Source organism: Galactobacter caseinivorans (assembly GCF_003640665.1).
GTDB lineage: Bacteria > Actinomycetota > Actinomycetes > Actinomycetales > Micrococcaceae > Galactobacter > Galactobacter caseinivorans.
In genome coordinates, this window is record NZ_QQXL01000003.1 from 248,826 (window position 1) to 275,521 (window position 26,696).

Below are 26,696 nucleotides of genomic sequence, written 5' to 3' on the forward strand. Positions count from 1 at the left end.
CCGCGCCGCTCTGCCCGTAGCCACGGCAATGCTTAGGGCCCGCGCTTAGTCGTCGCCCACCTCGCGGCGCCTCGCCTGTGCGACTTCCCGGTCGATGAACTCGGCGTAGTCCTTGATCTCGTGGGCCGGGTCGAGGCCCCGGGGCCGAGCCCAACGCTCGGAGGCCAAGCGTGCTGTGAGGTGGGAGAGCCAGCGGAAGGGGAGCGCTGCGAGGGCGTTGGCCGCCTCCGCCGCTCTTTCGGGGTGAGGGAACTCGGCGCGTGTCCGGGAGAGCACAAAGCACCTGCGTATGTCCTGGGCCACCGGGGCATTCACGCGCTGCTCCCAGGCGGCACGTGCGTAGGGGCTGCGATGCATCAGGGGTAGCAGCCGTGTCGCCGCAAAGAGCATGTTCTCTTGGTTCCAGCGGCGTCCGACAGAGAGCAGGCTCAAGCGGGCCGAACGCCAGGGGTCTTCGATGTCCAGGTGTTCCTCGGACGTCCCCGCGTGCCACAGGTAGGCGTCAACAAAGGCCTCCGCGGGATCCGACCAGCGCCGGTAGAGCGGTGTGCGAGAGACGCAGGCGGCGAGCGAGATGGCCTGCCACCCTACGGTGTGCAGGTCAATGCTGGGGTCGAGGAGCAGCCACCACAACCCGGTGCGGACGTCCTGCATGTATTCGTCTTCGGGGCGCCGCCCGCGCCCACGGCCGGCCCCGGGATAACGGTCTGTCAGTGGAGGTGGAAACATCCCTCCACGCTAAACACCACCCGCCAACCCCGCCCCCGCAAAGACCCCACCTGTGGACAACACGCCCAAAACCGGGCCCAAGCACCAACCTGTGGATAACCGGCCACCCCAAAAACCACCCCCTTCCGGAAATGGACCGCGGGTCCATTTCCCGCACCAGTCGCCACGCCGGATATGGACCCAGGGTCCATATCCCGCACGCGTGCCCCTCCGGAAATGGACCCAGGGTCCATTTCCTGGGGCAGGAGGGGCCGGACATATGGACCGCGGGTCCATTTTCGTGCAGGGGGTGTTTTTGGTTTCGGTGGTGGAGCGGACCATTAGTTACACAAGCTGTTGGCAGTGATCCGGCTCATGTCACGATGTGAGGCGCGCCACTTTGGTGGCGCGCCTCATCACCGCACTTGCCGAAAGGACTCCCCGATGTCGACACCGTCGTCGCACCCCGAGGGACATGCTCCCCGGACCGGCGCGCCACCCGAAGGCGTCCCAGACGTCGGCGTGGCGGCCACCAAACAGACCCAGCCGTGGGTTCGCAACCTCGGCCGCACCCTCTTTGCGATCATCGGGGTGGCCTCGATCGCCACCGCCACCGCCTTTTCGTTCGCCTCCGGCTCCTCCGGGGTGGATCCCCGCGCCAACCTGACGATCATCGCGCCCGCAGGCGTGGGCGGCGGCTGGGACTCCTTTGCCCGCGAGCAGCAGCAGGCCATGCGCGGAGCCGGCGTCGTCAACAACGCCCAAGTTGTCAACATCCCCGGGGCTGGCGGCACCATCGGTCTCTCGGCGTTTGTGACCAAAGACGGTGAGGCCTCCAACATCCTCGCGACCGGCACCGCCATGCTGGGCGGCATCGTCATCAACGACTCCCCTGTCAACTTGGACAGCACCCGCCCTCTGGCCCGCGTGGCAGAGGACTACGACGTGATGGTCGTCGCCGCGGACTCCCCGTACAACTCGGTGCAGGACCTGGTCAAGGCGTGGAAGGCAGACCACAAGAAGCTGCGCTTCACCGGCGGCTCAGCCGGTTCCATCGATCACCTGATCATTGCCCAGCTCGCCATTGACCAGGGCATCCCTGCGGACAGCATCACCTACATCCCCAAGTCCGGCGGCGGCGAGGCCATGCAGACCCTCCTCTCCAGCACCACGGACGTGGCCGTCACCGGATACAACGAAGTAGCGGACCAGATCGACGCAGGCCGCGTGAAAGCGCTCGCTCTTTCCGCACCCCAGCGCCTGGACGGCGTGGACATCGCCACCTTCCAGGAATTGGGCTTCAAGGTTGACCTGGTCAATTGGCGCGGGCTGCTGGCCCCTCCAGGGATCGACGACGCCGCATTCAACGCGTTGGAGCAGATCGTCACCGAGACCCGCGACTCGGATGAATGGAAGGCGGCCATGAAACGCAATCGGTGGGTGGACTCCTTCCTCACGGGCGAGGATCTGCGCACCTTCATCAAGGAAGACCAACAACGCGTCGCGGAACTGGTCGAGCAGCTTGGCCTTGGTAAGGGAGGAAAGTGATGAGCGCGCAAACAGAGGTGAGCACGGCGCCAGCCCAACGCCCCACCAGCTGGTGGACCGGCCGGTCGGGCCTCGTGATCCCAGCCATCCTGGCCGCCTTCAGCACCTACCTCATGGTGGGCATCGCCACCATGAAAATTCCTGAGGGAACGGATCCTCCTGGCCCCGAGTTCTTCCCGATGATCGTGGCGATCGCGGGCTACGTGGTCGCTATTCTGCTGGCCATCAAGTACATCCGCACCCCCGAACCGGCCGAGCCCAACGTCTTCTCCGACATGGACGATGTCTCCCAGGCCGAGCGTGAGGCAGCCGAGGCCGCGGCCAATGTGAAGTACCGCTTCTTCTCCGATTGGCGCTGCATTGCCTGGGCCGTGGGCGGATTCCTCGCCTTTGCCCTGCTGCTCCTGCCAGCTGGCTGGATCATCGCCGCCGCGCTGCTCTTCTGGTGTGTGGCCCGGGCCATGGATTCCCGGCGTCCGCTCTGGGACGTGGGAGTCTCCCTGGCCGTCTCTAGCCTGGCCTATCTCGCATTCGATGTGCTGCTGGGCATGAACCTGCCCTCCGGCGTTCTGGGAGGACTGTGATGGAAGCGCTCTCCATGCTGGCCGAGGGATTTGGCCACGCCTTTACCCCCATGAATCTGCTGTTTGTGCTGATCGGCTGCCTCTTGGGCACCGCGGTGGGTGTCATGCCCGGCCTCGGTTCCTCCATGGCCGTGGCCCTGCTGCTGCCCATGACGTTTGCGCTGGAGCCGTCCGCGGCGTTCATCATGTTTGCCGGCGTCTACTTCGGCGGACTCTTCGGTGACTCCACCATGGCCATTTTGCTCAACACACCTGGGCAATCCTCCGCCATCGCCTCCACCTTTGAGGGGCACAAGATGGCCCGCTCCGGACGGGCTCCCCAGGCGTTGGCCACTGCGGCGATCGGCGCCTTCATCGGCGGCATGATCTCTTGCATGGTGGTGGTCTTCCTGGCTCCCGCCTTGGCCGCCTTCTCCACGTCCTTTGGCCCGGCCGAGTACTTTGCGTTGGCGCTCTTTGCCTTCATCGCCACGTCCTCCGTGGTCTCCGACTCGGCGCTGAAGGGTCTCACTGCCCTCTTGCTCGGCCTCGGCATCTCCACCATCGGCATCGACTCAGTCACGGGCACGGAGCGCTTCAGCTTCGGTGTGCCGCAACTGTTCGACGGCGTGTCGCTGGTGACCGTGACGGTCGCGATCCTGGCGCTCGGTGAGGTCTTCCACATCGCCTCCCGCGTGCGGCGAGACCCCACCTCGCGGCTCTTGCGACCCAAGGGACGCCCGTTCCTTTCCAGGAAGGAGTTCCGGGAGGCGCTGCCTGCCTGGATGCGTGGCACCGCCATTGGCCTTCCCTTCGGCGTGATTCCGGTGGGGGGCGCGGATGTGCCCACGTTCATGGCGTATGGCGCGGAGAAGGCGTTGGATAAGCGCCGCAAGGACCCACAATTTGGGCGCGGCGCCATCCGTGGTTTGGCGGCACCGGAGGCCGCGGGTAACGCGACAACGGGCACCGCGATGGGCGCGCTCCTGGCCCTTGGTCTGCCCGTGTCCTCCACAGCGGCGATCATGCTCGCGGCCTTTCGCCAGTACGGGCTCCAGCCCGGACCGCTGCTGTTTGAGCGGGCGCCGGACCTGGTGTGGGGCCTGCTGGCGAGCTTCTTCCTGGCCATGATTATGCTGCTCATCCTCAACTTGCCGTTCGCGCAGGTGTGGGCCAAGCTGCTGCTGATCCCGCGTCCGTACCTCTACGGTGGCATCGCGATGATGTGTGGGTTGGGCGTCTTTGCCACGTCCTCCTCCGCGTTTGAGCTGTTCCTGCTCTTGGGCGTCGGTCTGCTGGGCTTTGCTATGCGTCGCTTCGATGTGCCGCTGGCCCCGCTGCTCATCGGCATGGTGCTTGGCCCCTTGTCCGAGACCAGCCTGCGCGACGCACTGCTGTCCTCCGGCGGTGACTACTCCGTGTTTGTGGCCGGCCCCATCTCGTTGGCCATCTACGGCCTGCTGATCGGCGCCATCGCGCTGGTGGTGTTTGGTCGCATCCGCAACCGCCGCCGCGGGACTGTCGTGGAACAGGGCCCCAAGGCGGACGTGGACGCCTGACGCTGAAGCGTCGCCTGCGCAAGCATCTGCCCGACGCCGCGTGCTCCCCTCAGGGGGCACGCGGCGTCGGGCTGTGTCTTGGTGGGGTGCGCTCAGCGCCGCGGTCGGATCAGCGCCGCAGGACGTACAGGCGTTCTGGGCGTCCGGCGCCATAGCGCAGTTGCACCGTGGCGACGCCGCTGGCGACCAGGTGCTCCAGGTAGCGCCGGGCGCTGACGCGGGAGATTCCGATGTGCTCGGAGGCCGCGGAAGCGGAGATGCCGTCGTCGGCCTGGCCCAATGCCTGCTCGACCGCGCGCAGCGTCTGTTCCGAGAGCCCCTTGCGCGGGGTGGGAGCCGCCGGCTGTGGGCCGGAGGCGCCAAAGAGTCGGTCCACCTGCTCCTGCTCCACGGCGCCGCTGGCCGTGGAGAGCCGGGCGCGGTCCAGGTAGGCGGTCAGGCGAGCCTGCAAGTCGGCGCGTTGGAAGGGCTTCATGAGGTAGCCGACCACGCCCTCACGCAGCGCCCGGGACACGGTGTGCTGCTCGCGCGCGGCCGTGATGACCACCGCCTCCACGCTGGGGTGGAGCTGGCGCATGCGGTGCAAGAGGTCAAGCCCGTTGCCGTCCGGCAGGTGGATGTCCAGCAACACCAGGTCGGGGTGCAGCGAGCGCACCAGCTCCAGTGCGCTCGCCGCGTCCGCCGCCACGCCGCACACGGCAAAGCCGGGTTCCTTGGCCACAAAACCTGCGTGGATGCGGGCCACCACGGGCTCGTCGTCCACGATCAGCACCTGGTGCATCTCAATCCTTCCGTCCCGCGTCGTCGCCACCGTGGTGGCGCAGCAGCACCGCGGTAAACACCGTGCCTCCGTCTTCGCTGACACTGGCCTCGCCGCCGCGTGCCCGGCACACGTGGCGCACCAGCGAGAGGCCCACGCCGCGCCCGCCGGGCTCGCCACCGGCCTTGGTGGAGAAGCCGTGGCGGAACACCCTGTCCGGGTCCATGCCGCCCAGCCCGGGCCCGGAATCCGCCACCGTCACGGTGATTCTCCCGTCCGTGTCCTGCACATCCAGGCTCACGGTCGGTTTGGCGTTGGACCCGGGGAGGGGGCTTGGACCTGCGCCTTGGGCGGCGTCGAGCGCGTTGTCCAGAAGGTTGCCCACCACGGTGATGAGGTCCCGGGACAGGTCCGCTGGCACCGGATCCAGGCGGGCCTCCGGGTCCAATTCCAGGCTCACGTGAGCCTCCGCTGCGGCAGAGGACTTGGCCATGACCAGCGCCGTCAGCGGCGCATCCGCCAGGCGCTCGGTGAGCGCGTCCACCAGCAGAGAGCGATCATGGCTGACCCCCTCCACAAAGCGCAGCGCCTCCTGGGCCTCGCCCAACTGGATGAGCCCGGCCACTGTGTGGAGTTGATTGGCAAACTCGTGGGTCTGTGCGCGCAACAGGTCCGTGGTCGTTCGCGTGGCGTTCAGCGCCTCCTCCAACCGCACCAGCTCGGTTCTATCGCGCAGCGTGGTGACCGTGCCCAGCTGGCGTCCGTGGGAGGTGATGGGCCGGCGGTTCGCCACCAGCATGCGCCCGCCAATGGGCAGCAGCCGGTCGGTGGCCTCGCCCGTGCCCGCTAACGTGGCGCGCACCGAGGCATCGATGTGCTCGGCGGGAACGCTGGCGCCGGGCTGCACGTCCTCCCAGCCAAGCAACTCTCGTGCGGCGTCGTTGAGTACGCTGATGCGCCCGTCCGGGTCCACGGCCACCACGCCCTCTCGTACCCCGTGCAACAGGGCCTCGCGGTGCTCAACCAGCGCCGCGATCTCCTGTGGCTCCATGCCAAGCGTCTGGCGCTTGAGCCTGCGGGAGAGTAGCCAGGAGCCGCCCAGTCCCACCACGCCGCACACGGTCAGCGCCAGCAGCAAATCAGGTGCGGCCTCGGCCAACCGCTCGCCCCAAGCGGGATACTCGCGCGCGGTGACTGCGGAGCCGATCCGCACCCCAGCGTCGTCGAGCACCGGAACCCTGGCCACGAGCAGTTGGCGCCCCTGCACGTTCACGGAGCCGGACCACGCGCGGTCGGCCTGTTCGTCGAGGAGCTGCGGCGGGGCGGGTTGGCCCACGAGAGCCGCGTCGGTGGAGGCGACCACTTGGCCCGCGTCGTTCATCAGCGTTGCCTCCGTCAGCCCGGAGACGGAGCGCACGGATTCCAGCGCCGATGGCAGGGCGGTGCCGCTGCCAGGGACCGCATCGGGGAGCTCGGCGCGGATCAGCGGCGTGGCCGCGAGGGTCTCGGCGGTGGCGAGCGCACGCCGGCCCTCCTGCTCCTCGAAGGAGCGAAAAGACTGGCCCAGCGCCAGCCACAGCACGCCCACCAGGACGCCGAGCAGCACCAGGATCTGCAGGGCCAACAGTTGCCCGGCCAGGGAGGGGCGCCTGCGCCGTGCGGTGGGGCGGGCGGGCACTCGGTCCTCCTGGTGGTTGGTGGGCTGTGGGCGTGATCAACAGCATAAGGTGCAGGAGATAGTGGCGACGGTAGCGGAGGCGGTAGGCGGGTGGGCGGCATGAAGCGACGCACGGTGTTGCGCTCTGCCCTGCTGGGCGGCGCGGCAGCGCTGACAGGCTCGACGGCGTTGGCCGGCTGTTCCGCTCCGCCCGCCACCAGTGCGCGGCGGCTGATGGTCCCGAATCTGCCCGGTGGTGGGTACGACGCCACAGCGCGCACGGCGGCCAAGATCCTTGGCGCGGAGGGGCTCACCGAGGGTCAGCTGGAGGTGTTTAACCTGCCTGGTGCGTCCGGCTTGGTGGGGTTGTCCAGGATGGCGGCGGAGGCCGGCAATGGGGCGCTGGGGATGGTCATGGGCTTGGGTCTTTTGGGGGCGGCGGTCAGCGCTGGTCGGCAGCAGGAGCTGTTGTCCACGACGCCGCTGGTGCTGTTGCTCACCGAGCCAGGGGTGGTGATGGTTCCGCGGTCCTCACGTTGGTTCTCGTTGGGGGAGATGGTGCGCCAGTGGAGACGCGATCCGGGCGCCGTGCGCATGGGCGGGGGATCTGCGGTGGGTGGGCCGGATCACCTGCTGCCCATGCAGTTGGCCCGTGCGGCGGGCATGAGCCCAGACCTGGTGAAATTCAGCCCCTACGACGGGGGAGGGGACCTGATGCCCGCGCTGCTTGGTGGTCCGGGGCGGGCGCCGGCCGTGGACGTTGGTGTGTCCGGCCCGGGGGAGTTCCTGCCCCAGATCCGCTCTGGTGCGGTGCGAGTCTTGGCCGTGTCCGGGGACACGCGCTTGCCTGGGGTGGACGCGCCGACGCTCGCGGAGGCTGGCTTTGACGTGGACTTCGCGAATTGGAGGGGCGTGGTGGCGCCACCGGGCATCCCGCAGGATGCGGTGCAGGAATGGAGGGAGCTGTTGGGGGCGCTTGCCACGAGCCCGGCGTGGGAACAGGCGTGCCGAGATTCCGGATGGCAACGAAGGGTGCCTGGCACCGACGTGGCTTCCTTCCTGGCCCAGCAAGCGCGGACGGTGAAAGACACCTTGGCCGAGCTGGGGCTGGCGACTCAGCCCCCACGCACCTAGCAACGACACCCCACCCGACCATCCCTGCCCTGCCACACTTGACCATCTCTGCCCCGCACGCTCTGGCCCGCCCCGCTGAGCCTCAGACCAGCCTTCCGTCGCAGCGAAACGACCCACCACCGGAAATGGACCCCGGGTCCATTTCGGGGGTCGGAACCCAGGTGGAAATGGACCCCGGGTCCATTTCCGCGGGGTGGTGGGGCCGCAGATATGGACCGCGGGTCCATTTCCGCGAGGGGGTGTGTTTCGGTTCGCGGTTGGCCACGTGGCGGTGGGTTGGGTGGGCGGGTGCGTTGCTGCTTAGTTGAGTTCCCATTCCGTGGTCAGGCGGGCGCCCTGGTGTCTGCTGCGCACAGCGTATCGGCGCTCGCCAAGGTGCCGGATCTCGTCGATGTCAGGGCCAAGGAGCGCCGGTGAGGCCCCGTCCGGGACGGTCAGGACCACTGGCTGCGCGTGGCCGTGCTCCGCGCCGATGTGAAACAGGCCCACGCCCGGGACGGTGAGCAACAGGGAACCGTCGTGGGCAATGCAGCCTGCGGAGCCCCAGCCGCGCTGATCATCGACAACACTGGCCTCCAGCCGGGCCTCCATCTCGAGTCCGGGCCAGGACAGCACGCGAACGTGCGCGGATGGGCTGGGAGGAGCGCTGGGGTAGGGGAGCAGGAGGAGCCGCTCACCGGCGACGTCGAACCCAGCGCACACCGCGTCGTCCGGCCCTAACAACTCCCGAACCTTGAGTTTCCCGTCCACCGTCCAGGCGGCCAAGAGCAGCGCACCTTCCTGGTCCATGGCGTACTCAAAGAGCGCCACCTGCTTGCCCGGATGGGTGAGCACGCGTACCCAGGCCTCGCTCCTGGTGGGCACCTCGAAGCGATCAAGTCCGTGCCCCGCCGTATCCCGCAGGATGAGCTGGTGGATCTCCTCGCCATGCCTGGCCCATGCCACAGCGTCGATCCGGTGCTGCTCCGAGGCCGCCGTGACATGCGCGCACCCGAGCGTGGCCGGCCCCTCCCCAAGGTGCGGTTTGGGCTGCGGCCCGTCGTCAGACAGCGCCCCGATGCGTGTGGCCTTCATGCGCAGACTTTACCCGCGACAGATCCGCCAGAACCAGGGGTGACCCACAGGCACCTGACAGCCCCTCGTGGCACCATAGTGAGGTGAGTCAGACGTCCTTCTCCCTGCCCCCCACTGATCGTCCTCGGCGCATCGTTGTCCTCGGATCCACCGGGTCCATCGGCACCCAAGCTCTGGACATCATCCGCCGGAACCCCCACCTCTTTGAAGTGACCGCACTCGCGGCCGGCTCCAACGCGCGTGAACTGGCCCGCCAAGCGCTGGCCTTCCAGGTCCCAGTCGTCGCGCTCGCCGGCGCTGACGGCATGAGCCAAGGTGACGTCGAGGGCGGCCTGCGGCTGCACCTGGCGGGCGCCCGCGAGGAGGCGCTGGAGCGCGGACAGCTTGACCTGGACGACGTGGGGCTCGTGGCGGTGGACACGGACGATGCGCAGGCCTACGAGCCCACGCTGCTCGCCGGCCCGGACGCCGCAACGCAAGCGGCCGCCCTGGAGCACGCAGACGTGGTCCTCAACGGCATCACCGGCTCCATTGGCCTGGCCCCGACCCTTGCTGCGTTGGACGCGGGCCACCTGTTGGCGCTGGCCAACAAGGAATCCCTGATTGTGGGCGGCACCCTGGTCAAGGACCGCGCTCAGCCGGGGCAGATTGCCCCCGTGGATTCGGAGCACTCCGCGCTGGCCCAGGCCCTGCGTTCCGGCACCCCGGACGAGGTCAGCCAGCTCATCGTCACCGCCTCCGGTGGCCCATTCCGCGGCAAGACGCGCGAGGAACTGGCGGACGTGACCCCCGAGCAGGCCCTGCAGCACCCCACGTGGGACATGGGACTCATGGTCACCACCAATTCGGCCACGCTGGTCAACAAGGCGCTGGAGGTCATCGAAGCCCACCTGCTCTTCGACATTCCACTGGACAGGGTCCAGGCTGTGGTCCACCCGCAGTCCGTGATCCACTCCATGGTGGAGTTCGTGGACGGCTCCACGCTGGCCCAGGCCTCCCCGCCGGACATGCGCCTGCCTATTGCCCTTGGGCTGAACTGGCCCCGCCGTGTGCCAGGCGCCGCGCAGGCCTGCGACTGGGCCCGGCCCCAGGAATGGGCCTTTGAGCCCTTGGATCACGAGGCCTTCCCGGCCATCTCCCTCGCGGTCCGCGCCCAGAACTCTGGCCCCACGCACATGGCGGTTTACAATGCCGCAAACGAGGAAGCGGTGCATGCCTTCCATGCGGGCACCATCGGCTTCCTCGACATCGTCGACACCATCGCCGCCGTCCTTGAGGCGTACGCCCCGGAGACCGTCATCGGCACCGGCCCGGTCACCATCGACTCGGTGCTCAGCGCCGAGCGCTGGGCCCGCGCCGCGGCGCGCGCCCGCTGGGAGTCGGCAGGGGATCCCGGCCACGCGCACACGGAGGCAAAGCACCTGCCCGACGCCGCGGCGTCGGGCACCGCAGGTCCCTCACCCGTGGTGGGTGAGCAGTGACCTGGGAGGCGATCCTCGCCTATGTGATTGGCGCTGTGATCATGCTGGTGGGCATTGGCTTCTCCATTGGCCTGCACGAGGTGGGGCACCTGCTGCCGGCCAAGGCTTTTGGCCTGCGCGTGCCCAAGTACATGATCGGTTTTGGGCCCACGCTCTGGTCAAAGAAAAAGGGCGAGACCGAGTACGGCTTTAAGCTGCTGCCGCTGGGCGGCTACATCACCATGATCGGGATGTACCCGCCAGCCAAGGACGGCTCCATTAAGGCCAGCCGCTCCGGTTTCCTTCAGCAACTCTCCGACGAGGCAAAGCACGCGGAGGCGGAGACGCTGCAGCCGGGCGATGAGAAGCGCCTGTTTGTGGGCTTGCCGGTGTGGAAGCGCATCACCATCATGCTCGGCGGGCCGCTCATGAACCTGCTGCTCGCCTTTGTTTTCCTGTCCATTGTGCTGGTGGGCTTTGGCACCTCCACCGCCACCAGCCGGGTCAACGAGGTGTATCAGTGTGTGCTCACGCAGCAACAGCAGCAGGAGCGCAATGCTGGGGACTCAGTGGGCGGCCAGTGCCAGCCCGGTGACACACCCGGCCCGGCCTACGCCGCGGGGATCCGCGCGGGAGATGTGATCACGTCCGTCGACGGCAAGGCGGTGGGCCCGCAGGACTGGAGCGCCCTAACCCAGGCCATTCAGGACAAAGCAGGCTCCCCGATCGCCGTGAAATACACGCGGGACGGTACCGAGCACAGCACCAGCCTCACGCCCCTGAAGACCTCCCGCCCCGTGACAAACCGCCTTGGACAGGTGGAGACCACGCGGGATGGAACTGTCAAGACCGCCGAAGTGGGCTTTGCCGGCATTGGCTCCACGGTCCAGAACCTGCCCAAGCCCATCTGGGAGGTCCCGGCGTTTGTGGGTGAGAACGTGAAGGCGGTGGCCAATGTGGTCATCGATTTGCCCGCGCGCGTGGTGGGGGTGGCCAAGGCCGCCTTCAGCCCGGAGCCGCGAGATCCCAACGGGCCCATGTCCATCGTGGGTGTGGGGCGGATCGCCGGGGACATTACGGCCATGGACCAGATCACCGTCAAAGACAAGATCGCCTCCTACCTCTCCCTGCTTGGATCCTTGAACATCGCCCTGTTTGTGTTCAATTTGATTCCGCTCACCCCGCTGGATGGCGGGCACGTGGTGGGCGCCCTGTGGGAGAAGATCCGCAAGACGTTTAACAAGATCTTCAAGCGCAAGGACCCGGGTCCCGTTGACCTGACCAAGATGCTTCCCGTGACTTACGCCGTGGCCGCCCTGATGTTGATCATGGGCGTGGTGTTGATCTACGCGGACATCGTCAAACCGGTGACACTCGGGTAGTGGCACGGGGGCTTGGCGGCGCTAAAGTGGGGGCTCATGAGCCTTTTTCGTGTTGACTATTTGTATGCTGCCGATTCCGGTGAGATCCGCGATGAGGTGCGGCCAACGCACCGCACGTGGCTGAACGCCTTGGACGGCTCCCATGGCGTGAAGCTGGTCGCGGCCGGTCCCATCGGTTCCGAGGAGGCCATGCTGATCATGCAGGCTGACGAGGGGGAGGCGGTCAACGAGGTGTTGGCGCAAGATCCCTTTGCCGAGGCTGGCGTGATTGACCTGGTCACGGTGCGTGCCTGGGTGCCGGCCACGGGTGAACTAGCTCACTACGCCTAATTGCTCACAGACCACACCCTGCCTCTCGTGGGAGCATGGGTGTCTTACATCTTCGATGTTGATCCAGGAGGATCCCTTGGCTTCGGTCAATCTCGGTATGCCCCTTCCGCCGCCCCCGGTGCTTTCGCCGCGTCGTAAGACGCGCCAGCTGCAGGTCGGAAAGATCGGCGTGGGGTCAGATTCCCCTGTCTCGGTCCAGTCCATGACCACCACTAAGACCACGGACATCAATGGCACGCTGCAGCAGATCGCGGAACTCACCGCGGCCGGCTGCGACATTGTGCGCGTGGCCTGCCCCACCGAGGATGACGCGGCGGCGCTGCCCATCATCGCCATGAAGTCGCCCATCCCGGTGATCGCGGACATTCACTTCCAGCCCAAGTACGTCTTTGCGGCGATCGAGGCCGGATGCGCCGCTGTGCGCGTCAATCCGGGCAACATCCGCAAGTTTGACGACCAGGTCAAGGAGATCGCCGCCGCCGCGAAGGATCACGGCACCGCGATTCGCATCGGCGTCAACGCCGGTTCCTTGGACAAGCGGATCATGGACAAGTACGGCCGTGCCACCCCGGAGGCCCTCGTGGAGTCCGCGGTCTGGGAGGCGTCCCTCTTTGAGGAGCACGGCTTCCACGACTTCAAGATCTCCGTGAAGCACAACGACCCGGTCATCATGGTGCGCGCCTACGAGCTGCTGGCGCAGCGCGGCGACTGGCCCCTCCACCTGGGTGTGACCGAGGCGGGCCCGGCGTTCCAGGGCACCATCAAGTCCGCCACCGCCTTTGGTGCCCTGCTCTCCCAGGGCATTGGCGACACCATTCGGGTGTCCCTCTCGGCTCCTCCCGTGGAGGAGGTCAAGGTCGGGCTGCAGATTCTGCAGTCGCTGAACCTGCGTGAGCGCAAGCTGGAGATCGTGTCATGCCCGTCCTGCGGGCGCGCGCAGGTGGACGTCTACACGCTGGCAGAGGATGTCACCGAGGGCCTCAAGGACCTCACCGTGCCGCTGCGCGTGGCCGTGATGGGCTGCGTCGTGAACGGCCCCGGCGAGGCCCGCGAGGCGGACCTTGGTGTGGCCTCCGGTAACGGCAAGGGCCAGATTTTTGTGAAGGGTGAGGTCATTAAGACCGTGCCTGAAGATCAGATCGTGGAGACTCTGATCTACGAGGCAAATCGCATTGCCGCGGAGATGGAATCGGAGGACGAATCCGATGAGGATACCGTCGCCGGTGGCGCGGTGGTCTCGGTCCACTAGGACCAAAGACCTCCCCGACACGGCTGTTGATGGTGTCCGCCTCCTCCAGGAGGCGGACACCTCGGCTGTGCGCTCATTGGTGAACCTGGATCCCGTGGCGCATGCCTTTGTCGATTCGCAGTTGCGGGTGACCGGGTCCACGGCTCCGTCCGGAACGTCCCTGTATTTGGGTCGCTTTGACGAGCACGAGCGGCTGGTCGCGGCCTGCTGGGTGGGCTCCAATGTGGTTCCGGTGACTCACTCGGAGGATCATGGTGCCGCCTTTGGCCGGGCATTGTTGCGACAGCGACGGCGCTTTGCCTCCATCTTTGGCCCGTCCCAGGCGGTGAGGGGAATCTGGTCGGAGCTCTCTCAGGGCCGTCAGCGTGCCTTCGACATTCGCGCCCATCAGCCGCTGCTGACCCTGAGTCGTGAGCCGCAGATGGCCGGTTCCGATGTGGTCCGGCGTGCAGTGCATAGCGATTTCCGCCAGCTGTTGCCCGCGTGTGCCGCCATGTTTGAGGAGGAGCTGGGGTATTCCCCGCTCCAGCACGGCGAGGCGCAGTACCGGGCTCGCGTTGATTGGCTCATCCGGTCCGGCTTTGCCCTGCTGGAGACGGACGCGGGCGGGCGCATCCTCTTCAAGGCGGAGCTGGGCGTGGTGACGGCCCACGCCACGCAGATTCAGGGCGTCTGGATGAACCCGCAGCGGCGGGGTTTGGGGTTGGCCGCGTCTCGGATGTCCGACGTCGCTCGGTTGGCTTTGGGGGTCGCGCCGGTGGTCTCGCTGTACGTCAACGACTTCAACGAGCGCGCGCTGTCCACCTATGAGCGCGTGGGCTTTGAGCAGAGCGACGAGTTCGCGACCGTTCTCTTCTAGGGTGTGCCTCCACATTTTGAGGCTCCGGCTGATTCCTCACGGTGTGCGGCGCTAGTCTTAGCGCAGGAGGCGGCCCGCGTGGGGCTGCCCGTCAACTGTCGTGGGGGACCAGCATGAAGAACGCCGCCTTGATAAAACTCGGCGCACCACTGGCGATCGCAGCGCTGGCACTGAGCGCCTGCGGGGGCGCCGAGCCGGCTGCGGAGCAGGCAGCCACCTCGGCGCCAGTGCAGAGCGCCGCGGTGCAACCGTCGCAGGGTTCTCCGGACGCTCCGACCTCAGCGCAGTCGTCGGCGCCGGCGTCCGCACCAACAACCCAGACGGCATTGACGCAGGCAGAGCTGGACGCGGCCGCTGACACATTGAAGAAGTCCCATCCGGGGTTCCGACTTCGGGAGCCCGAGACCTTCAGGGATAGAGAGTCTGCAGGTGGGCGGGACGGGGCGAACGAATACGCCTCACCGGCCGCTTGCCGGGCACACTTGACCGGTTCGTTTCCTTCCGCGCCCACGGACCGAGTTGGTGCCGGCATTACCCGCGATTCCACCACTCAGACGTCTGATGGGTTGTTCGCTTCTGTTTCTATAGAGAGTTCAACCGACGCCGAATTCGCAGACAAGATGATCGATCACCTGGAGAAGCAGGCCGAGGTGTGCGCGGACGCCACCTTCGCCAATCAGGAAAAAACGACCAGTATGCAGATCACGACGTTCACCCCGCAAGGGGTAGGCGGCGACCGGGTCTTTGGCATGACCACCTCAGTCACAAGCGGAGCGGTAACCTCCCGCAACGCCATGGTTGTCGTGCGTCGCGGAAACGCGCTGGTCATGGCCCTCGCGAGCATCGACCCGCAGTCGCCATCGCTTGACGGCGGCTCCGCGAAGCTGGCCGCGGAAGCCTTGGAGGCGCTGGGCGGCTGAGGAAAGACGCGGCGCCATTTTCGGCCAATCTCTGGAATAACTGAGCGGTCTATCTGTAACGTATGGCCTCTAAGGGCGACGTCACTCCGCCGCTCGCCACCGAACCTTGGGGGAAGACCATGAAGCGCAGCACCCTGTTCAAGCTGACCGCCCCGCTGGCGGTTGCGGCCCTGGCGCTGAGCGCCTGCGGCGGTGACAAGCCCGCGGGAATTGGAGCGGCGTCGGCCGGGTCATCCTCCGCCGAGCAGCCGTCCGTGAGCGCGCCCGCCCCGATGCCTTCCGCACCGTCCTCGCCGTCGATGCCATCTATGCCGTCCACGCCGGATAGCACTGGCGGTGCCTCCATGCCGTCCTCTGCGGCGCCCGGCGGTTCAGCGACGGAGAACGACGCGGCCGCGGATCAGGCGACGCGCGCCTTTGGGCAGGCCAATCCTGGCTACCGGGTGGTGTCTGCCTCGTTGATGGCAACGCAACAGAGGAATTCACTGAAGCAGCAGGAGGGCATCACGCATTCTCCCGCGGCGTGCCGCGACCTGGCCCTGGATCGGAAGATGTCCCCAGATAACGGGTTCAGCATGGGCATGGCAACGAAGACGTCCACCGGCACGGAAGGCGTGGGTCTGTTTCAGGTCAGCGATCCCGCGCTGCTGACAGATCTCAAGGCCACCTCAGACAAGGCGATTGCCGAGTGCGCCACGATGGAGATCACCGGCGGCGGTCAAAAGATCACCACGCAGAACACTCGTTTCGACATCTCTGTGCCCGGCGCTGATGCGGCATGGGGAAATAAGTCAACCGTCACCACGCAGTCGGGCCAGAGCACCACGGTTCACGCCGGATTCGCGTTCAAGGGCAACCGCGGCGTGAACATCGCCATCTCCGGAAACGCCGCGACCCCCACGCAGGTCCAGGACTTGGCGGTCAAGGCCATGCAGGCATGGGACGCCGAGGGCGCAACCCCGTAGTCTCCCGCCCCAGATGCTCGGTTCGGCTTCGCCAGCGCCGATGTGGCGTAGGTCCGCCGGCGAGCAGCGCCGCGGACCCGCGGCTGGGTAGACTCGAGGCGGCCCGCGTTGCGCGGGCCGCCTCGTTCTGTTCGCGGCTGATCCGCCGAAAGGGAAGACCTGTGGTCCTTCGACTCTCCACCATGTTCCTGCGCACCTTGCGCGATGACCCGGCAGACGCCGACGTCGACAGTCACAAGCTGCTGGTGCGCGCCGGCTACATCCGCCGCGCCGCCCCGGGGATCTACAGCTGGCTGCCGCTGGGATTGCGCGTGCTGAACAAGGTGGAGGGCATTGTCCGCGAGGAAATGAATGCCATTGGCGCCCAAGAGGTGCACTTCCCGGCGCTGCTGCCCAAGGAGCCCTACGAGGCCACGGGCCGCTGGGAGGAATACGGCGACAACATCTTCCGCATGCAGGATCGTAAGGGCGCCGACTACCTGCTGGCGCCCACGCATGAGGAGATGTTCACGCTCCTGGTCAAGGACCTGTACTCCTCGTACAAGGACCTGCCCGTGTACCTGTACCAGATCCAGACCAAGTACCGCGATGAGGCCCGCCCCCGCGCCGGTTTGATGCGCGGGCGCGAGTTCATCATGAAGGACTCCTACTCCTTTGATTACACGGAGGAGGGCATGGACGCGGCCTACGCGGCCCACCGCGCCGCCTACCTGAAGATCTTTGAGCGCCTGAGTCTTGAGGTGGTCCCGGTCTTTGCCATGGCTGGTGCCATGGGTGGGTCCAAGTCGGAGGAGTTCCTGCACCCCACGCCGGTGGGAGAGGACACCTTTGTGCGCACCGAGGGCGGCTACGCGGCCAACGTGGAGGCCGTCACGACCGTGGTCCCGGAGCCGATCGACTTTGCGGGCGCCCCTGCTGCGCAGGTGCTGGACACTCCGGACACCCCCACGATTCAGACGCTGGTGGACGCGGCGAATGAGTTGGCCGCGCGTTCGGTGGCCGACGGCGGTGCCTGGGGTGGCGCTGACACCCTCAAGAATGTGGTGGTCGCCGTGGTGACCCCGGACGGTGAGCGTGTCCTCGCGGTCATCGGCGTGCCCGGGGATCGTCAAGTGGACCTCAAGCGTGCCGAGGCCACGATTGGCGCGCTGCTGGAGATTCCCGGCGAGGTGGGCGTTGAGGCCGCCACCGAGGATGACCTGCGCAAGCACCCGGGCCTGGTCAAGGGCTACATCGGCCCGGGCCTGAGCCTGGAGGCCGCCCAGTTGGGCGTCGAGTCCGTCACCGGCCTTCCGTACTTTGTTGACCCCCGCGTGGTCTCCGGCACGCGTTGGATCACGGGCGCTAACGAGCAGGGCAAGCACGTCTTTGGCCTGGTTGCCGGCCGCGACTTTTCCTGGGATGGCGTGGTGGAGGCCGTTGAGGTGCGTGACGGCGACCCGGCACCGGACGGCTCCGGTCCCCTGGTCACCACGCGCGGCATCGAGATGGGCCACATCTTCCAGCTGGGGCGCCGCTACGCGGAGGCCTTGGGGCTCAAGGTTCTTGATCAGAACGGCAAGGCCGTGACGGTGACCATGGGTTCCTACGGCGTCGGCGTGACACGCGCCGTCGCGGCCATCGCCGAGGCGCACCATGACGAGAAGGGCCTCATGTGGCCCCGCGCCGTGGCGCCGGCGGACGTCCAGGTGCTGATTACCGGCAAGGACGAGGAGCTGGAGCAGATTGCCGCCACGCTGGCTGATGAGCTGGAGGCCCTTGGCCTGGAGGTCATCCTTGATGATCGCCGCAAGGTCTCCGCTGGCGTGAAGTTCAAGGACGCCGAGCTGGTGGGCGTGCCCACCTCGGTGGTGGTGGGTCGCGGCGTTGCCGAGGGCGTGGTGGAGCTCAGGGACCGTGCCACGGGCGAGGCTCAGAACATCCAGCTGGACGGTGCGGCCGCCAGCATTGCGGCCCTGATCCGCGCCTAGCTGTACTTAGCTGCGTGGGCGGGTGCGCAGACGCGTGATCAACACTCCGATCAGGCAGAGCGCACCGCCCACCAGCATCAGCAACGTGGGCACCTCGCCCAGCACCAACCAGGACATCAGAATCGCGAGAGCGGGGACGATGTAGGTGGTGGCCGCCGTCTGCCCGGCGGTACTGCGCTGGAGCACGTAGGCCCACGTGGTGAAGGCGATCGCCGTGGGAAAGACCCCCAGGTAGATCACCCACGCCGTGGCGCCAGCGGGGGCCGCCTGCAGGTCACCGATCAGGCGACCTGCCCACGGCAGCAGCGCCACGGTGCCCACCAGCGCACCCATCCAGGTGAGCGTCGTCGAGTCCGTCCCGGCACTCAGCAGTCGTTTCTGCACCAGGGTGCAGGCGGCGTAAAAGAGCGCGGCGAGCAGCGCAAGCAGCAGCCCCATGGTGTCCGCGCCGGAGGCGGACCTGGGGTTCAGGCCAATCAGGATGACCCCAAGAAAGGCCAGGGGGGCGCCCACGAGCAACGGCTTGGGGAAGCCCTCGCGCAGGAAGAATCCGCTGAAGACCACCACCAGCAGCGGCGCCAGGTTGACCACCATCGCGGCCGTCCCGGCGTCCAGGGTGCGCTCGGCGGAGTTCAGGGCCAAGTTGTAGACGCAGAACCACCCCACTCCCCAGGCGGCGATGAGCGGCCAGTGCTTGCGCGCGGGGAGGCGGATGCCGGAGCGCAGCGCAATGAGCGTGAGCACCACGCTTCCGGTCGCCATGCGCAGCAGCGCCATGGCGCCGGGGTCAAAGTGCTCTCCGGCCCCGCGAATGCCGATGAAGGCGGAGGCCCAGAGCAGCACGGTGACGGCAGCCGCGCCCAGGACGAGCGGCGAGCCGGAACGGCGTTGGAGGGAAGCGGACGGCGGGGCGGGCTGTGCGGGTGAGGAAGGGGTGGAGGTGCTCATGGCTTCATCCTGGTCCACCCAACCATTCGGGTCTAGCAATGATTCCCACCGCACTGTTCACGTTTTCTGAACGGAGGTAGTCTGCGGGAATGGATATTCAGAGGCTGCGGGCCTTCCGGTCCGTGGTGGCCACCGGATCGGTCCGTGAGGCAGCAAACACACTCGGCTACTCGCCGTCGTCCGTCAGCCAACAGGTCACAGCGCTTCAGCGCAGCCTCGGCGTGCAGTTGCTCAACCGAGTTGGCCGGGGAGTGGAGCCCACGGAGGCGGGGAAGGCGCTCGCGGTGCGTGTGGACGCGTTGCTGGGAGAGCTCGGGGACCTGGATCACTTTGTGCAAGGGCTGAGCCAGGGGGAGAGCTCCGCCATCACCATCGGCTACTTTTCCTCACTGGGCACCACCTGGCTGCCGCACATCATTGGCCCGCTCGCGGCCCAGTTCCCCGGGACGCGGATAGATCTCAACGTCTCAGATGTCTTTGACGCCTCCGTGCGCCCCCGCCCGGACGTCCAATTCCTGGTGCCGCCCGCTGACTTTGCCACACCGGCGGGCTATGACAGGATCCCGCTGGCCACCGACCACTACGTGGTGGCTGTGCCGCAGGATCACCCCCTGGCCGCGCAGGAGCAGGTGCCCCTCGCCGCGCTGATGGGCCAAGAGTGGATCGACAATGACCTAGAAGATGGCTGGTGCAAGCGCGTCATCACTGACGCCTGCGCCGCCGCGGGTTTCCAGCCCCAATATCGCATCCACACTCAGGATCACCGCACGGCGCTAGGTCTGGTCGCGGTGGGCGTCGGCATCACCGTTCTCCCACTGCTGGCGGCGGAGGAACTGCCGGCGGGCGTGGTGCAGCGCCCCGTGGTGCAACCCGTGCCGGTGCGGTCCATTACGGCCTTTGTGCGCAGAGAGCGAAGCCAGCTTCCCATCACACAGCGCGTGTTAGAGCTGGCCAGGATCCAGGCGGCTACAGGGTAGCTTGCTGGCCTTGGGGGAGTGGGGCGTCCCAGCTTCCCAGCGTCCCAGCGGCCGTGGGAGCGGTGGGTAGGAGGTGCCCCTCAGCGCTCCGCGTCGAACGTCGCAAACGGCTTGCGCTGGGCCTGCAGATCAAGCAACCTGGCCCGTAGTTCGGTGAGCGAGGCGGCCTTGGCCACAGTGAAAGCCAGGCCAAGGGCGCCGTCGACCACTGCCCTGTCCCCGGCGGCTGAGCGGGCGGCGGCGGCAAAGTCCGCGTGGTGTGGGGTCGCCTCCACGTCCTTCAACTCCAGCATCGGGTGAATGGATGGCAGGTACTGCGACACATTTCCCATGTCCGTGGAGCCACCGACGTAGCCGGGCGGAATGCTCCCGGACGAGTACCCCAGGTCCTCCGCGAGGACTCCATCCCAGAGGTCTGCCAGGTCCGGATCGGACGTCAGGGGCTCGTAGGGGACTTCGGTTGGCTCCACTGACCACGTGCAGCCGGTGGCGATGGCCGCGCCCTCCACGACCTTGCGAATGCGCGCCCGCACGTCGTTCCATTCCTGGGCGTTGGCGCCTCGGATTTCAATCTCCATCACCCCGGTGTCCGGGATGATGTTGGTGGCGACCCCAGCCTCCACCACCCGTGAGGCGACGATCGTGGCGGGGGGCAGCTGCTGGCGCAACAGGCCAAGCCCCACCTGCGTCAGCGTGATGGCGTCGCCGGCGTTGATCCCGGTTTGCGGCGCAGCGGCCGCGTGGGCGGCGCGCCCCGAAAACTCCACGCGCACGTGTTCTAGGGCAAAGGTCACGAGCCCCGTGGCCGGGAGCTGCCCGGCGGTGGAGGGGTGAACCATTAACGAGAGGGCAGCGCTGTCCCACGCCCCGCGCTGGAGCAGCAGGATCTTCCCGCCGCCAGATTCCTCCGCGGGGGTACCCAGCAGCACCAACCGCAGCCCCAGTTCGTCCGCGAGCGGTGCCAGCCCAAGGGCGGCTCCGACGGCAGCTGCGGCGATGATGTTGTGCCCGCAGGCATGGCCAACGCCGGGGAGCGCGTCGTACTCGCACGCGATCACCACCGTGAGCTCTCCCGTGCCATACACCGCCTCGATGGCGGTCGGCAGCCCGTAGGCCTCCCGGGTGAGCGTGAATCCGGCATCCTCCAACACGGCAGCCACGCGAGCGGCGGCACGGACCTCGTCGAAGGCCAGCTCGGGGTCATCACTGAGTGCGTGGCTGAGTTCAAGCAAGTGGGGCTCCGCCTCGAGGACGGCGGCTCGCACCGACTCGAGGACGTCCGCTGGAGTGGGCGTGGGGCTCATGCTTGTGCCTCCTTGGTGCCCGCCGTTGCCGCCTCTGTCTGCTGCGCGGGCTCACGAATGCGAAAGGCCAGCGCCACGGCGACGGCGCTGATGGCCGCGAGCAGCAGGAAAACGACTTGGAAGGCGAGGAATGGGGTGGGGGAAACCGCAGTGCTTGCGGCCCCCGGGGCGGCCGCGGCGGAGATGGACGTCATGATGGTAGCGATGATTGCCCCGGAAAGAGAACCGCCGAGGGTGCGTCCGGTGTTGTAGATGCCGGAGATGGAGGCGGCAGAATCCTCCGGCGCGCGCTCCACCACCAGGCCGGGCATGGCGGCGAGCAAGATGCCGACGCCAAACCAGGCCAGCGTGAAGCAGATGGTGGCAAAAATGGGGTTCGTGGGCCCGGTAGAGACCACGGTCATCGCGACCGCGGGCAGGGCGGCTCCCAGGGCGACCGTCATCCGCAGGCTGAGTACGCGGCGGAACAGCGGGACGGCAAAGGCTCCCAGGCTGGTGCCGACGCCGGTGATGGCGATGATCATGCCGATGGCAGCGGAGGAGACTCCCGTTCCGTAGCCGGATTCGGCGGGATCTGACGTCAGGAAGAGCACCATGGGCGTCTGGGAACCAAACAGGATCATGGCGGCCAGCAGGCCAATCGCCAGGGGGATGCCCAGCTTGACTCGGCGCAGGAGGGCCAGGTTAAACAGCGGCTCCCGTGCCCGCATCTCCACGAAGATAAAGGCCACGATGGCGGCCACGCCCACCAGCGCGGGCAGGTAGGACGAGGTGTCTGCCCAGCCAGCGCTCGGCCCGTTGGAGAGGCCGTACATGAGCCCCACCAAGCCCAGGCTGAGGAGGCCAGCGCCCGCCCAGTCCACGACGCGGCCCGGGTTGCCGGGGGAGACGGGGACGACTACCAAGAGCACGGCGGCGATCAGCACCAGGGCCACAGCCGGAACCGCCTGGGTGAAGACCAGGTTGCCGGTCCATTCGAGGATCCAACCGCCCATGAGTGCCCCGAGCGAAAAGCCAATGGTGAGCACACCGACGAGGATTCCCGTCACGCGGCCGGCGATGTGGGGGAGGTGGCGCTTCAGGGTCGCCATCTCCAGGGGAAGCAGCGCGGCGACGGGGCCCTGCAGCGCGGCGCCGAGGATGAGGAAAGGGAAGCTGGGAGCAAACGCGATCATGAGCGAACCGGCTGCCGTGAGCATGGCGCTGAGCACAAGCAGCGGCTTCACGCCGAAGCGATCAGCGAGCATGGTGAGCAGGGGGACGGAGACGGCGGAGGAAAGCAGGCCGATGGACAGGATCCAGTTCAGCGCGCCGTCCGCGATGCTGTAATGCGAGCCGATTTCCGCCAGGAGAGGGATGATCCATCCCTGCACCAATCCGGCAAAGAGTTCCAGCAGGATGAAGGCTGGAACAAGCAACTTGATCACACCGGACCGGGAACCGGCGGGTGCTGAAGGACTGGACATGGGGACTCCTGTGGGACAAGGCCGCCCTGCCGCGCAGGGAGTGTGATGGATGCCATACTGGCATCTACGTAAGGATCGCGGTAAAACTGCTCGAAAACTGCAGAAAATAGGTTCAGATGCATGAATCACCGAATAGCCCACTTGACGCGCTGGACTTCAAGATTATCCATGTCCTGCAAAGCGACCCCAGGATCTCCTGGCGGGCGGCGGCGGACGCCCTGGGAACGGACGCCGCCACTGTGTCTAGGCGCTGGCGGCGCATCAAACAGGGTGGCCACGCGTGGATCTCCGTCGTGGAGGGGGTCAGTCGCAAGTCGGCAGTGGCGCTCGTGGAGATCTCCTGCAGGCCTGGACACGTACTCGCCGTGGCGGAACTCCTGGCGCAGGACCCGGCCGTGGCCTCGGTGGACGTCACCTCCGGGCGCAGGGACCTGCTCGTGACCATCCTGGGTCAGGACGATGACGACTTGGTGGGCCCGGTCCTGTCCCTGGTGGGTCCGCAATGGGGCGTCCGCAAGGCACAGAGCAACGTGGTGAATCATCACTTCAAGTTGGGTTCGGATTGGCGCCTGCAGGCGTTGTCCCAGGAGGAGTTGCGCCGCCTCCCTCCGCCGCGTCCTGCGCGTGCGGCATCCATGAAGCGGGTGGAACCTTGGCTTGCCACGGCGGTGATTGAGCTGCTGAGCGCGGACGGGCGAGCAACCCACGCAGAGTTGGGCGCCACCGTGGGGGTGAGCCCCCAGCGGGCTGCGGACGCGGTGTCCAGGCTGCGAGCGTCGGGGGACCTGATCCTCCGAGTGGACGTCGCGCTGCGAGACAGCGACTGGCCCGTGGTGGCCTGGTACTTTATCCAGGCGCCGGCGCAGACGGTCATGGGTGCGCAGGAGGCGCTGGCGGACTTTGCCGAACTGCAATTCGCCGCCACTATGACCGGCCCACATTCGCTCATTGTCGCGGCAGCCTGCGCCACCAGAAACGACGTGGTTCGGGTGGAGGCGGAGATTGAACGCAGGCTTCCCCGAGCGCACATCGTGGACCGCTCCATGGTGTTGCGGGTATACAAGCACTTAGGCCGCGTGCTGGACGCACACGGCAGGGCCCGCCCCGAGCCCACGGGTGCGGAGAGTTCAGAAGGCCCACAGCTTTCAGAGGGTCCACCTCCAGGAGTCAGCGGGAGTACAGGAGAAACGCCATGAATGCCGCTCCCCTCATGGGATCCGGGCTGGAGAACATCACCCTTACCACCATCCTCATCGTGGTGCTGGCCGGGTTGCTCGCCGGTTGGGTGGACGCTGTGGTGGGCGGCGGGGGACTGATCCAGCTCCCGGCCATGCTCCTGATCCCCGGCATCTCACCGGTGCAGGCGCTAGCCACCAACAAGATGGGCTCCATCTTTGGCACGGCCACCTCCACCGTGACGTACGCCAGGCGGGTTCACCCGGACCTGCGCACGGCCCTGCCCATGGCGGCGGTCGCCGCGGCGGCCTCGTTTGGGGGTGCGGCGGTGGCGACGCTGCTGCCCGCCTCCGTCTTTAAGCCGATCATCGTGGCCGCGCTCATCATCGTGTTGATCTCCACTCTGGCCAGGCGCTCGGCGGGCCTGCAGACCTCGTTGCGGCTGAGCGGGACGCGGCATTACGCTGCCGCCTGCGGGATCGGCGCCGTGATCGGCTTCTACGACGGGCTGATTGGCCCGGGCACCGGATCCTTCCTCATCATCGCGCTCGTGGGCTTCCTTGGCTACAGCTTCCTGGACGGCTCCGCCAAGGCCAAGATCGCCAACCTCGCCACCAACTTTGGTGCACTGCTGCTCTTTGTCCCCACGGGCCACGTGCTGTGGGGACTTGGCCTGATCCTGGGCCTGGCGAACATGGTGGGCGGCTACATCGGCTCCCGTATGGCCGTGTCAAAGGGCTCGCGCTTTGTCCGCATCGTCTTTGTGGTGGTCGTTGTGGCGCTCATCGCCAAGCTCGGCACGGACGTGATCCTCGACTGGACGCGCTAACCGGGTGGCGCCTCAGCGCGTGCGCTCGGCCCACCACTGCTGGGCCAGCGCCAGGCGCGCGTCCCCTGGGACGGCCGCCGCGGCGTCGCGCAGTTGATCCGCCAAGGCCAGGCGCGCACTGACGAGGGTTTTGGTCCCGCCCTTGACGTAGACGTTGGTGGCGCCCGCGGTGGCGCTGAGCACCGGAGCGCAGCCGGCCGGCTGGGCGGACTGCATCTGACGCAGCACCACACCTAGCTGCTCGGCGCGCGCGGAGAGGCCGGTGCTCTTGGTCCGATCCGCCACCACTTCCGTGGCGTACGTCAGGCGCGCGGTGGAGGCGGCTGCCTGGTGGAAGGCCTGTGCGCGCTGGGCGGAGAGCTCGCGGTCCTGGGCCGGCCAGACGGCCAGGCCCTGGGCGGGCTTCACGGCGGCGGTGGGCGCGGAGGCCGGCGAAGAACCACTGCCCGACGCCGTTGCGCCGGGTGCCGCGCTCTGGGCCACCGCCGCGTCGCCGGTGCAGAGGGTGCCAGCCAGGGCGGGGGAGACGCGCTGGGTCAGCGTGGGCTGGCCCGTGCCGGACGGCGCCGGGGACTGTGCCGCGGCCTGCGCCAAGGCGGCTTTGACGCCGCTCTTGGAGGGCGCCTTCTGCTTGAGGGCGGCGAAGGCCGCGCGCGCGGCATCATCGAGGGTGCCGGCGGCGGTGAACAGCCTGCGCGCCTGCTCCGGCGGGGCCACGAGCGCGGCCGCGGTGAGGTCCTTGGCCAGTCGCAACGAGTCGGTGGCGGCGGCGAGTGTGCGTTCGCGATTGGTCTGTGCGGTGAGCGCGGGAAGGGCGGCAACCGCGGCCTGGTCGGCCTCGCGGTCCTTGGCCGGGGCCTGCGGGCCAAGCCAGCGCACGGCCTCCGCGAGCGACGCGTGCAGTTTCTTGCCCTCGGCGCCTTGCAACGGGAGGGTTTGCTCCGCCAGACGCGGCAACGCGCGGGCGGGCGTAGACGCATCCCAGGAGTCCGGCGCAGCGATCTGGGAAGCGGAGTCACCGGGGCGCACCCCAGCGCCGTCGGCCGCTGTGGTGATGGTCAGGCCCACCCAAGTGGCCGCCACCAGTGCCACGCCACATCCACGCAGGATGCGGGCGCCGGGGGAGGTGGACGGGCCAAAGGTCGCAGACATGCCCCCATGCTCCCATGTGGCCCCGCGGACGCCGGGAACACACGCGCAGGGGCAGCCCGCTCGGCAGGATAAACTGGTCACTTGTCATCTGAGGCGAGCAGGAGGAAACATGCCCACCACGCAGGGCGGTCCAGTGGGGACCGACGAACTCACCGAGGCACTGAGCCCGGTGGTGCAGCGGGCAGGGCTCGTTTTGGAGGCCGTGGAGACGGCGGAAGGAGACCCGCCAGTGGTGCGGGTCATCGTTGACCGCCCGGACGGTACCGAGGGTGTCAATCTTGATGTGGTCGCGGAACTCTCCAACGCCATTGGCGAGGTCCTGGACGCCGGGCTCCTTTCCGGCCCCGCGGCCTATGATCTAGAGGTCACGAGCCCAGGCGCCACCCGCGCGTTCACCGAGCCGCGTCACTGGATGCGCAACGTGGGCCGCATGGTCCAGCTCAAGACGGTGGACGGCGAGGAGCTGGGCGGGCTGGTGCTAGACGCAGACCAGGACGGCATCCGCTTGGAGCCGGTCAAGCCGCCGGCCAAGAAAGGCATGAAGGCCAAGATCCTCCCGGTCGTGGAGCTGAGCTACGAGCAGATTCGCCGCGGCAAGGTAGACATTGAGGCCACGGCGTCACGCCTACTGGCCGACCCGGCGGCCGGGTACGCCGACGACAGCATCGACGCTGACAGCACCGAAGAAGAGAACGAGGAGGCCTGA

Annotated in this window: 23 protein-coding genes and 1 pseudogene; 16 read left to right on the forward strand and 8 right to left on the reverse strand. The window is 67.5% G+C overall.

Translation table 11 applies throughout. The features are described 5' to 3' along the window. Positions 1–45: 45 nt before the first annotated feature. Positions 46–654 (reverse strand): hypothetical protein, encoded by a 609-nt coding sequence (locus DWQ67_RS06575; RefSeq protein WP_121484784.1) that lies wholly within the window; start codon positions 652–654, stop codon positions 46–48. A gap of 498 nt (positions 655–1,152) precedes the next feature. Here DWQ67_RS06575 and DWQ67_RS06580 point away from each other — a divergent pair, with 498 nt between their 5' ends. From DWQ67_RS06580 to DWQ67_RS06590, 3 genes are read left to right on the forward strand one after another with little or no spacing between them, the layout of a single operon-like run. After that, positions 1,153–2,256 (forward strand): Bug family tripartite tricarboxylate transporter substrate binding protein, encoded by a 1,104-nt coding sequence (locus DWQ67_RS06580; RefSeq protein ID WP_121484785.1) that lies wholly within the window; start codon positions 1,153–1,155, stop codon positions 2,254–2,256. After that, positions 2,256–2,840: a tripartite tricarboxylate transporter TctB family protein gene (locus DWQ67_RS06585; RefSeq protein ID WP_121484786.1), complete on the forward strand. Its 585-nt coding sequence runs from the start codon at positions 2,256–2,258 to the stop codon at positions 2,838–2,840. Before DWQ67_RS06580 ends, DWQ67_RS06585 begins: the two co-directional genes overlap by 1 nt. After that, positions 2,840–4,378, forward strand: coding sequence for a tripartite tricarboxylate transporter permease (locus DWQ67_RS06590; RefSeq protein ID WP_121484787.1), 1,539 nt, complete (start codon positions 2,840–2,842; stop codon positions 4,376–4,378). Before DWQ67_RS06585 ends, DWQ67_RS06590 begins: the two co-directional genes overlap by 1 nt. A gap of 109 nt (positions 4,379–4,487) precedes the next feature. Here DWQ67_RS06590 and DWQ67_RS06595 read toward each other — a convergent pair whose 3' ends face one another. Together DWQ67_RS06595 and DWQ67_RS06600 are read right to left on the reverse strand one after the other, a co-directional pair. After that, complete coding sequence (locus tag DWQ67_RS06595) at positions 4,488–5,159, reverse strand: response regulator (RefSeq protein WP_121484788.1); 672 nt, start codon at positions 5,157–5,159, stop codon at positions 4,488–4,490. A gap of 1 nt (position 5,160) precedes the next feature. Then, a complete protein-coding gene (locus DWQ67_RS06600; RefSeq protein WP_121484789.1) occupies positions 5,161–6,816 on the reverse strand; it encodes a sensor histidine kinase in 1,656 nt (551 codons plus the stop codon). Between the two features lie 99 nt (positions 6,817–6,915). On the opposite strand from DWQ67_RS06600, the gene DWQ67_RS06605 reads away from it, so the two are divergent. Then, positions 6,916–7,929 carry a Bug family tripartite tricarboxylate transporter substrate binding protein gene (locus DWQ67_RS06605; RefSeq protein WP_147433639.1) on the forward strand — a complete coding sequence of 338 codons (1,014 nt, stop codon included), beginning with the start codon at positions 6,916–6,918 and terminating at the stop codon, positions 7,927–7,929. Positions 7,930–8,229: 300 nt separating this feature from the next. Here the strand turns inward: DWQ67_RS06605 and DWQ67_RS06610 are convergent, their stop codons facing one another. After that, positions 8,230–9,003 (reverse strand): hypothetical protein, encoded by a 774-nt coding sequence (locus DWQ67_RS06610; RefSeq protein WP_121484791.1) that lies wholly within the window; start codon positions 9,001–9,003, stop codon positions 8,230–8,232. A gap of 104 nt (positions 9,004–9,107) precedes the next feature. On the opposite strand from DWQ67_RS06610, the pseudogene DWQ67_RS06615 reads away from it, so the two are divergent. The 8 genes and pseudogenes from DWQ67_RS06615 to DWQ67_RS06655 all read left to right on the forward strand — a co-directional run. Next, positions 9,108–10,361: pseudogene (locus DWQ67_RS06615) on the forward strand (1-deoxy-D-xylulose-5-phosphate reductoisomerase); the annotation flags it as partial. A 164-nt stretch (positions 10,362–10,525) separates the two neighbouring features. Continuing rightward, on the forward strand, positions 10,526–11,845 hold the full coding sequence (locus DWQ67_RS06620; RefSeq protein ID WP_121484928.1) for a M50 family metallopeptidase: 1,320 nt from the start codon (positions 10,526–10,528) through the stop codon (positions 11,843–11,845). A gap of 36 nt (positions 11,846–11,881) precedes the next feature. Continuing rightward, positions 11,882–12,175, forward strand: a complete 294-nt coding sequence (locus DWQ67_RS06625) for a YciI family protein (RefSeq protein ID WP_121484792.1) — start codon at positions 11,882–11,884, stop codon at positions 12,173–12,175. A 76-nt stretch (positions 12,176–12,251) separates the two neighbouring features. Further along, positions 12,252–13,424, forward strand: coding sequence for a flavodoxin-dependent (E)-4-hydroxy-3-methylbut-2-enyl-diphosphate synthase (ispG, locus tag DWQ67_RS06630; RefSeq protein ID WP_121484929.1), 1,173 nt, complete (start codon positions 12,252–12,254; stop codon positions 13,422–13,424). A gap of 67 nt (positions 13,425–13,491) precedes the next feature. Then, a complete protein-coding gene (locus DWQ67_RS06635; RefSeq protein ID WP_158595392.1) occupies positions 13,492–14,283 on the forward strand; it encodes a GNAT family N-acetyltransferase in 792 nt (263 codons plus the stop codon). A gap of 113 nt (positions 14,284–14,396) precedes the next feature. Then, positions 14,397–15,203, forward strand: a complete 807-nt coding sequence (locus DWQ67_RS06640; protein ID WP_121484794.1) for a hypothetical protein — start codon at positions 14,397–14,399, stop codon at positions 15,201–15,203. A gap of 119 nt (positions 15,204–15,322) precedes the next feature. After that, positions 15,323–16,168 carry a hypothetical protein gene (locus DWQ67_RS06650; protein ID WP_147433640.1) on the forward strand — a complete coding sequence of 282 codons (846 nt, stop codon included), beginning with the start codon at positions 15,323–15,325 and terminating at the stop codon, positions 16,166–16,168. Between the two features lie 161 nt (positions 16,169–16,329). Further along, entirely contained in the window at positions 16,330–18,138 is a 1,809-nt protein-coding gene (locus DWQ67_RS06655) for a proline--tRNA ligase (protein ID WP_121484797.1), read from the forward strand. A 6-nt stretch (positions 18,139–18,144) separates the two neighbouring features. Here the strand turns inward: DWQ67_RS06655 and DWQ67_RS06660 are convergent, their stop codons facing one another. After that, a complete protein-coding gene (locus DWQ67_RS06660; RefSeq protein WP_121484798.1) occupies positions 18,145–19,086 on the reverse strand; it encodes a DMT family transporter in 942 nt (313 codons plus the stop codon). Positions 19,087–19,175: 89 nt separating this feature from the next. On the opposite strand from DWQ67_RS06660, the gene DWQ67_RS06665 reads away from it, so the two are divergent. Then, on the forward strand, positions 19,176–20,063 hold the full coding sequence (locus DWQ67_RS06665; protein WP_121484799.1) for a LysR family transcriptional regulator: 888 nt from the start codon (positions 19,176–19,178) through the stop codon (positions 20,061–20,063). A gap of 80 nt (positions 20,064–20,143) precedes the next feature. Here DWQ67_RS06665 and DWQ67_RS06670 read toward each other — a convergent pair whose 3' ends face one another. Next, a complete protein-coding gene (locus DWQ67_RS06670) occupies positions 20,144–21,367 on the reverse strand; it encodes an amidohydrolase (RefSeq protein ID WP_121484800.1) in 1,224 nt (407 codons plus the stop codon). Continuing rightward, positions 21,364–22,833, reverse strand: a complete 1,470-nt coding sequence (locus DWQ67_RS06675; protein WP_121484801.1) for an MFS transporter — start codon at positions 22,831–22,833, stop codon at positions 21,364–21,366. The genes DWQ67_RS06670 and DWQ67_RS06675 overlap by 4 nt, the downstream gene beginning before the upstream one ends. A 116-nt stretch (positions 22,834–22,949) precedes the next feature. Between DWQ67_RS06675 and DWQ67_RS06680 the strand changes: the two genes are divergently transcribed. Together DWQ67_RS06680 and DWQ67_RS06685 are read left to right on the forward strand one after the other, a co-directional pair. Continuing rightward, entirely contained in the window at positions 22,950–24,029 is a 1,080-nt protein-coding gene (locus DWQ67_RS06680) for an Lrp/AsnC family transcriptional regulator (protein ID WP_121484802.1), read from the forward strand. 14 nt (positions 24,030–24,043) lie between these two features. Then, positions 24,044–24,838 (forward strand): sulfite exporter TauE/SafE family protein, encoded by a 795-nt coding sequence (locus DWQ67_RS06685; RefSeq protein ID WP_121484930.1) that lies wholly within the window; start codon positions 24,044–24,046, stop codon positions 24,836–24,838. Between the two features lie 12 nt (positions 24,839–24,850). Here DWQ67_RS06685 and DWQ67_RS06690 read toward each other — a convergent pair whose 3' ends face one another. Beyond that, positions 24,851–25,990 (reverse strand): hypothetical protein, encoded by a 1,140-nt coding sequence (locus tag DWQ67_RS06690; protein ID WP_121484803.1) that lies wholly within the window; start codon positions 25,988–25,990, stop codon positions 24,851–24,853. A 109-nt stretch (positions 25,991–26,099) separates the two neighbouring features. On the opposite strand from DWQ67_RS06690, the gene DWQ67_RS06695 reads away from it, so the two are divergent. Next, complete coding sequence (locus DWQ67_RS06695) at positions 26,100–26,696, forward strand: ribosome maturation factor RimP (RefSeq protein WP_121484804.1); 597 nt, start codon at positions 26,100–26,102, stop codon at positions 26,694–26,696.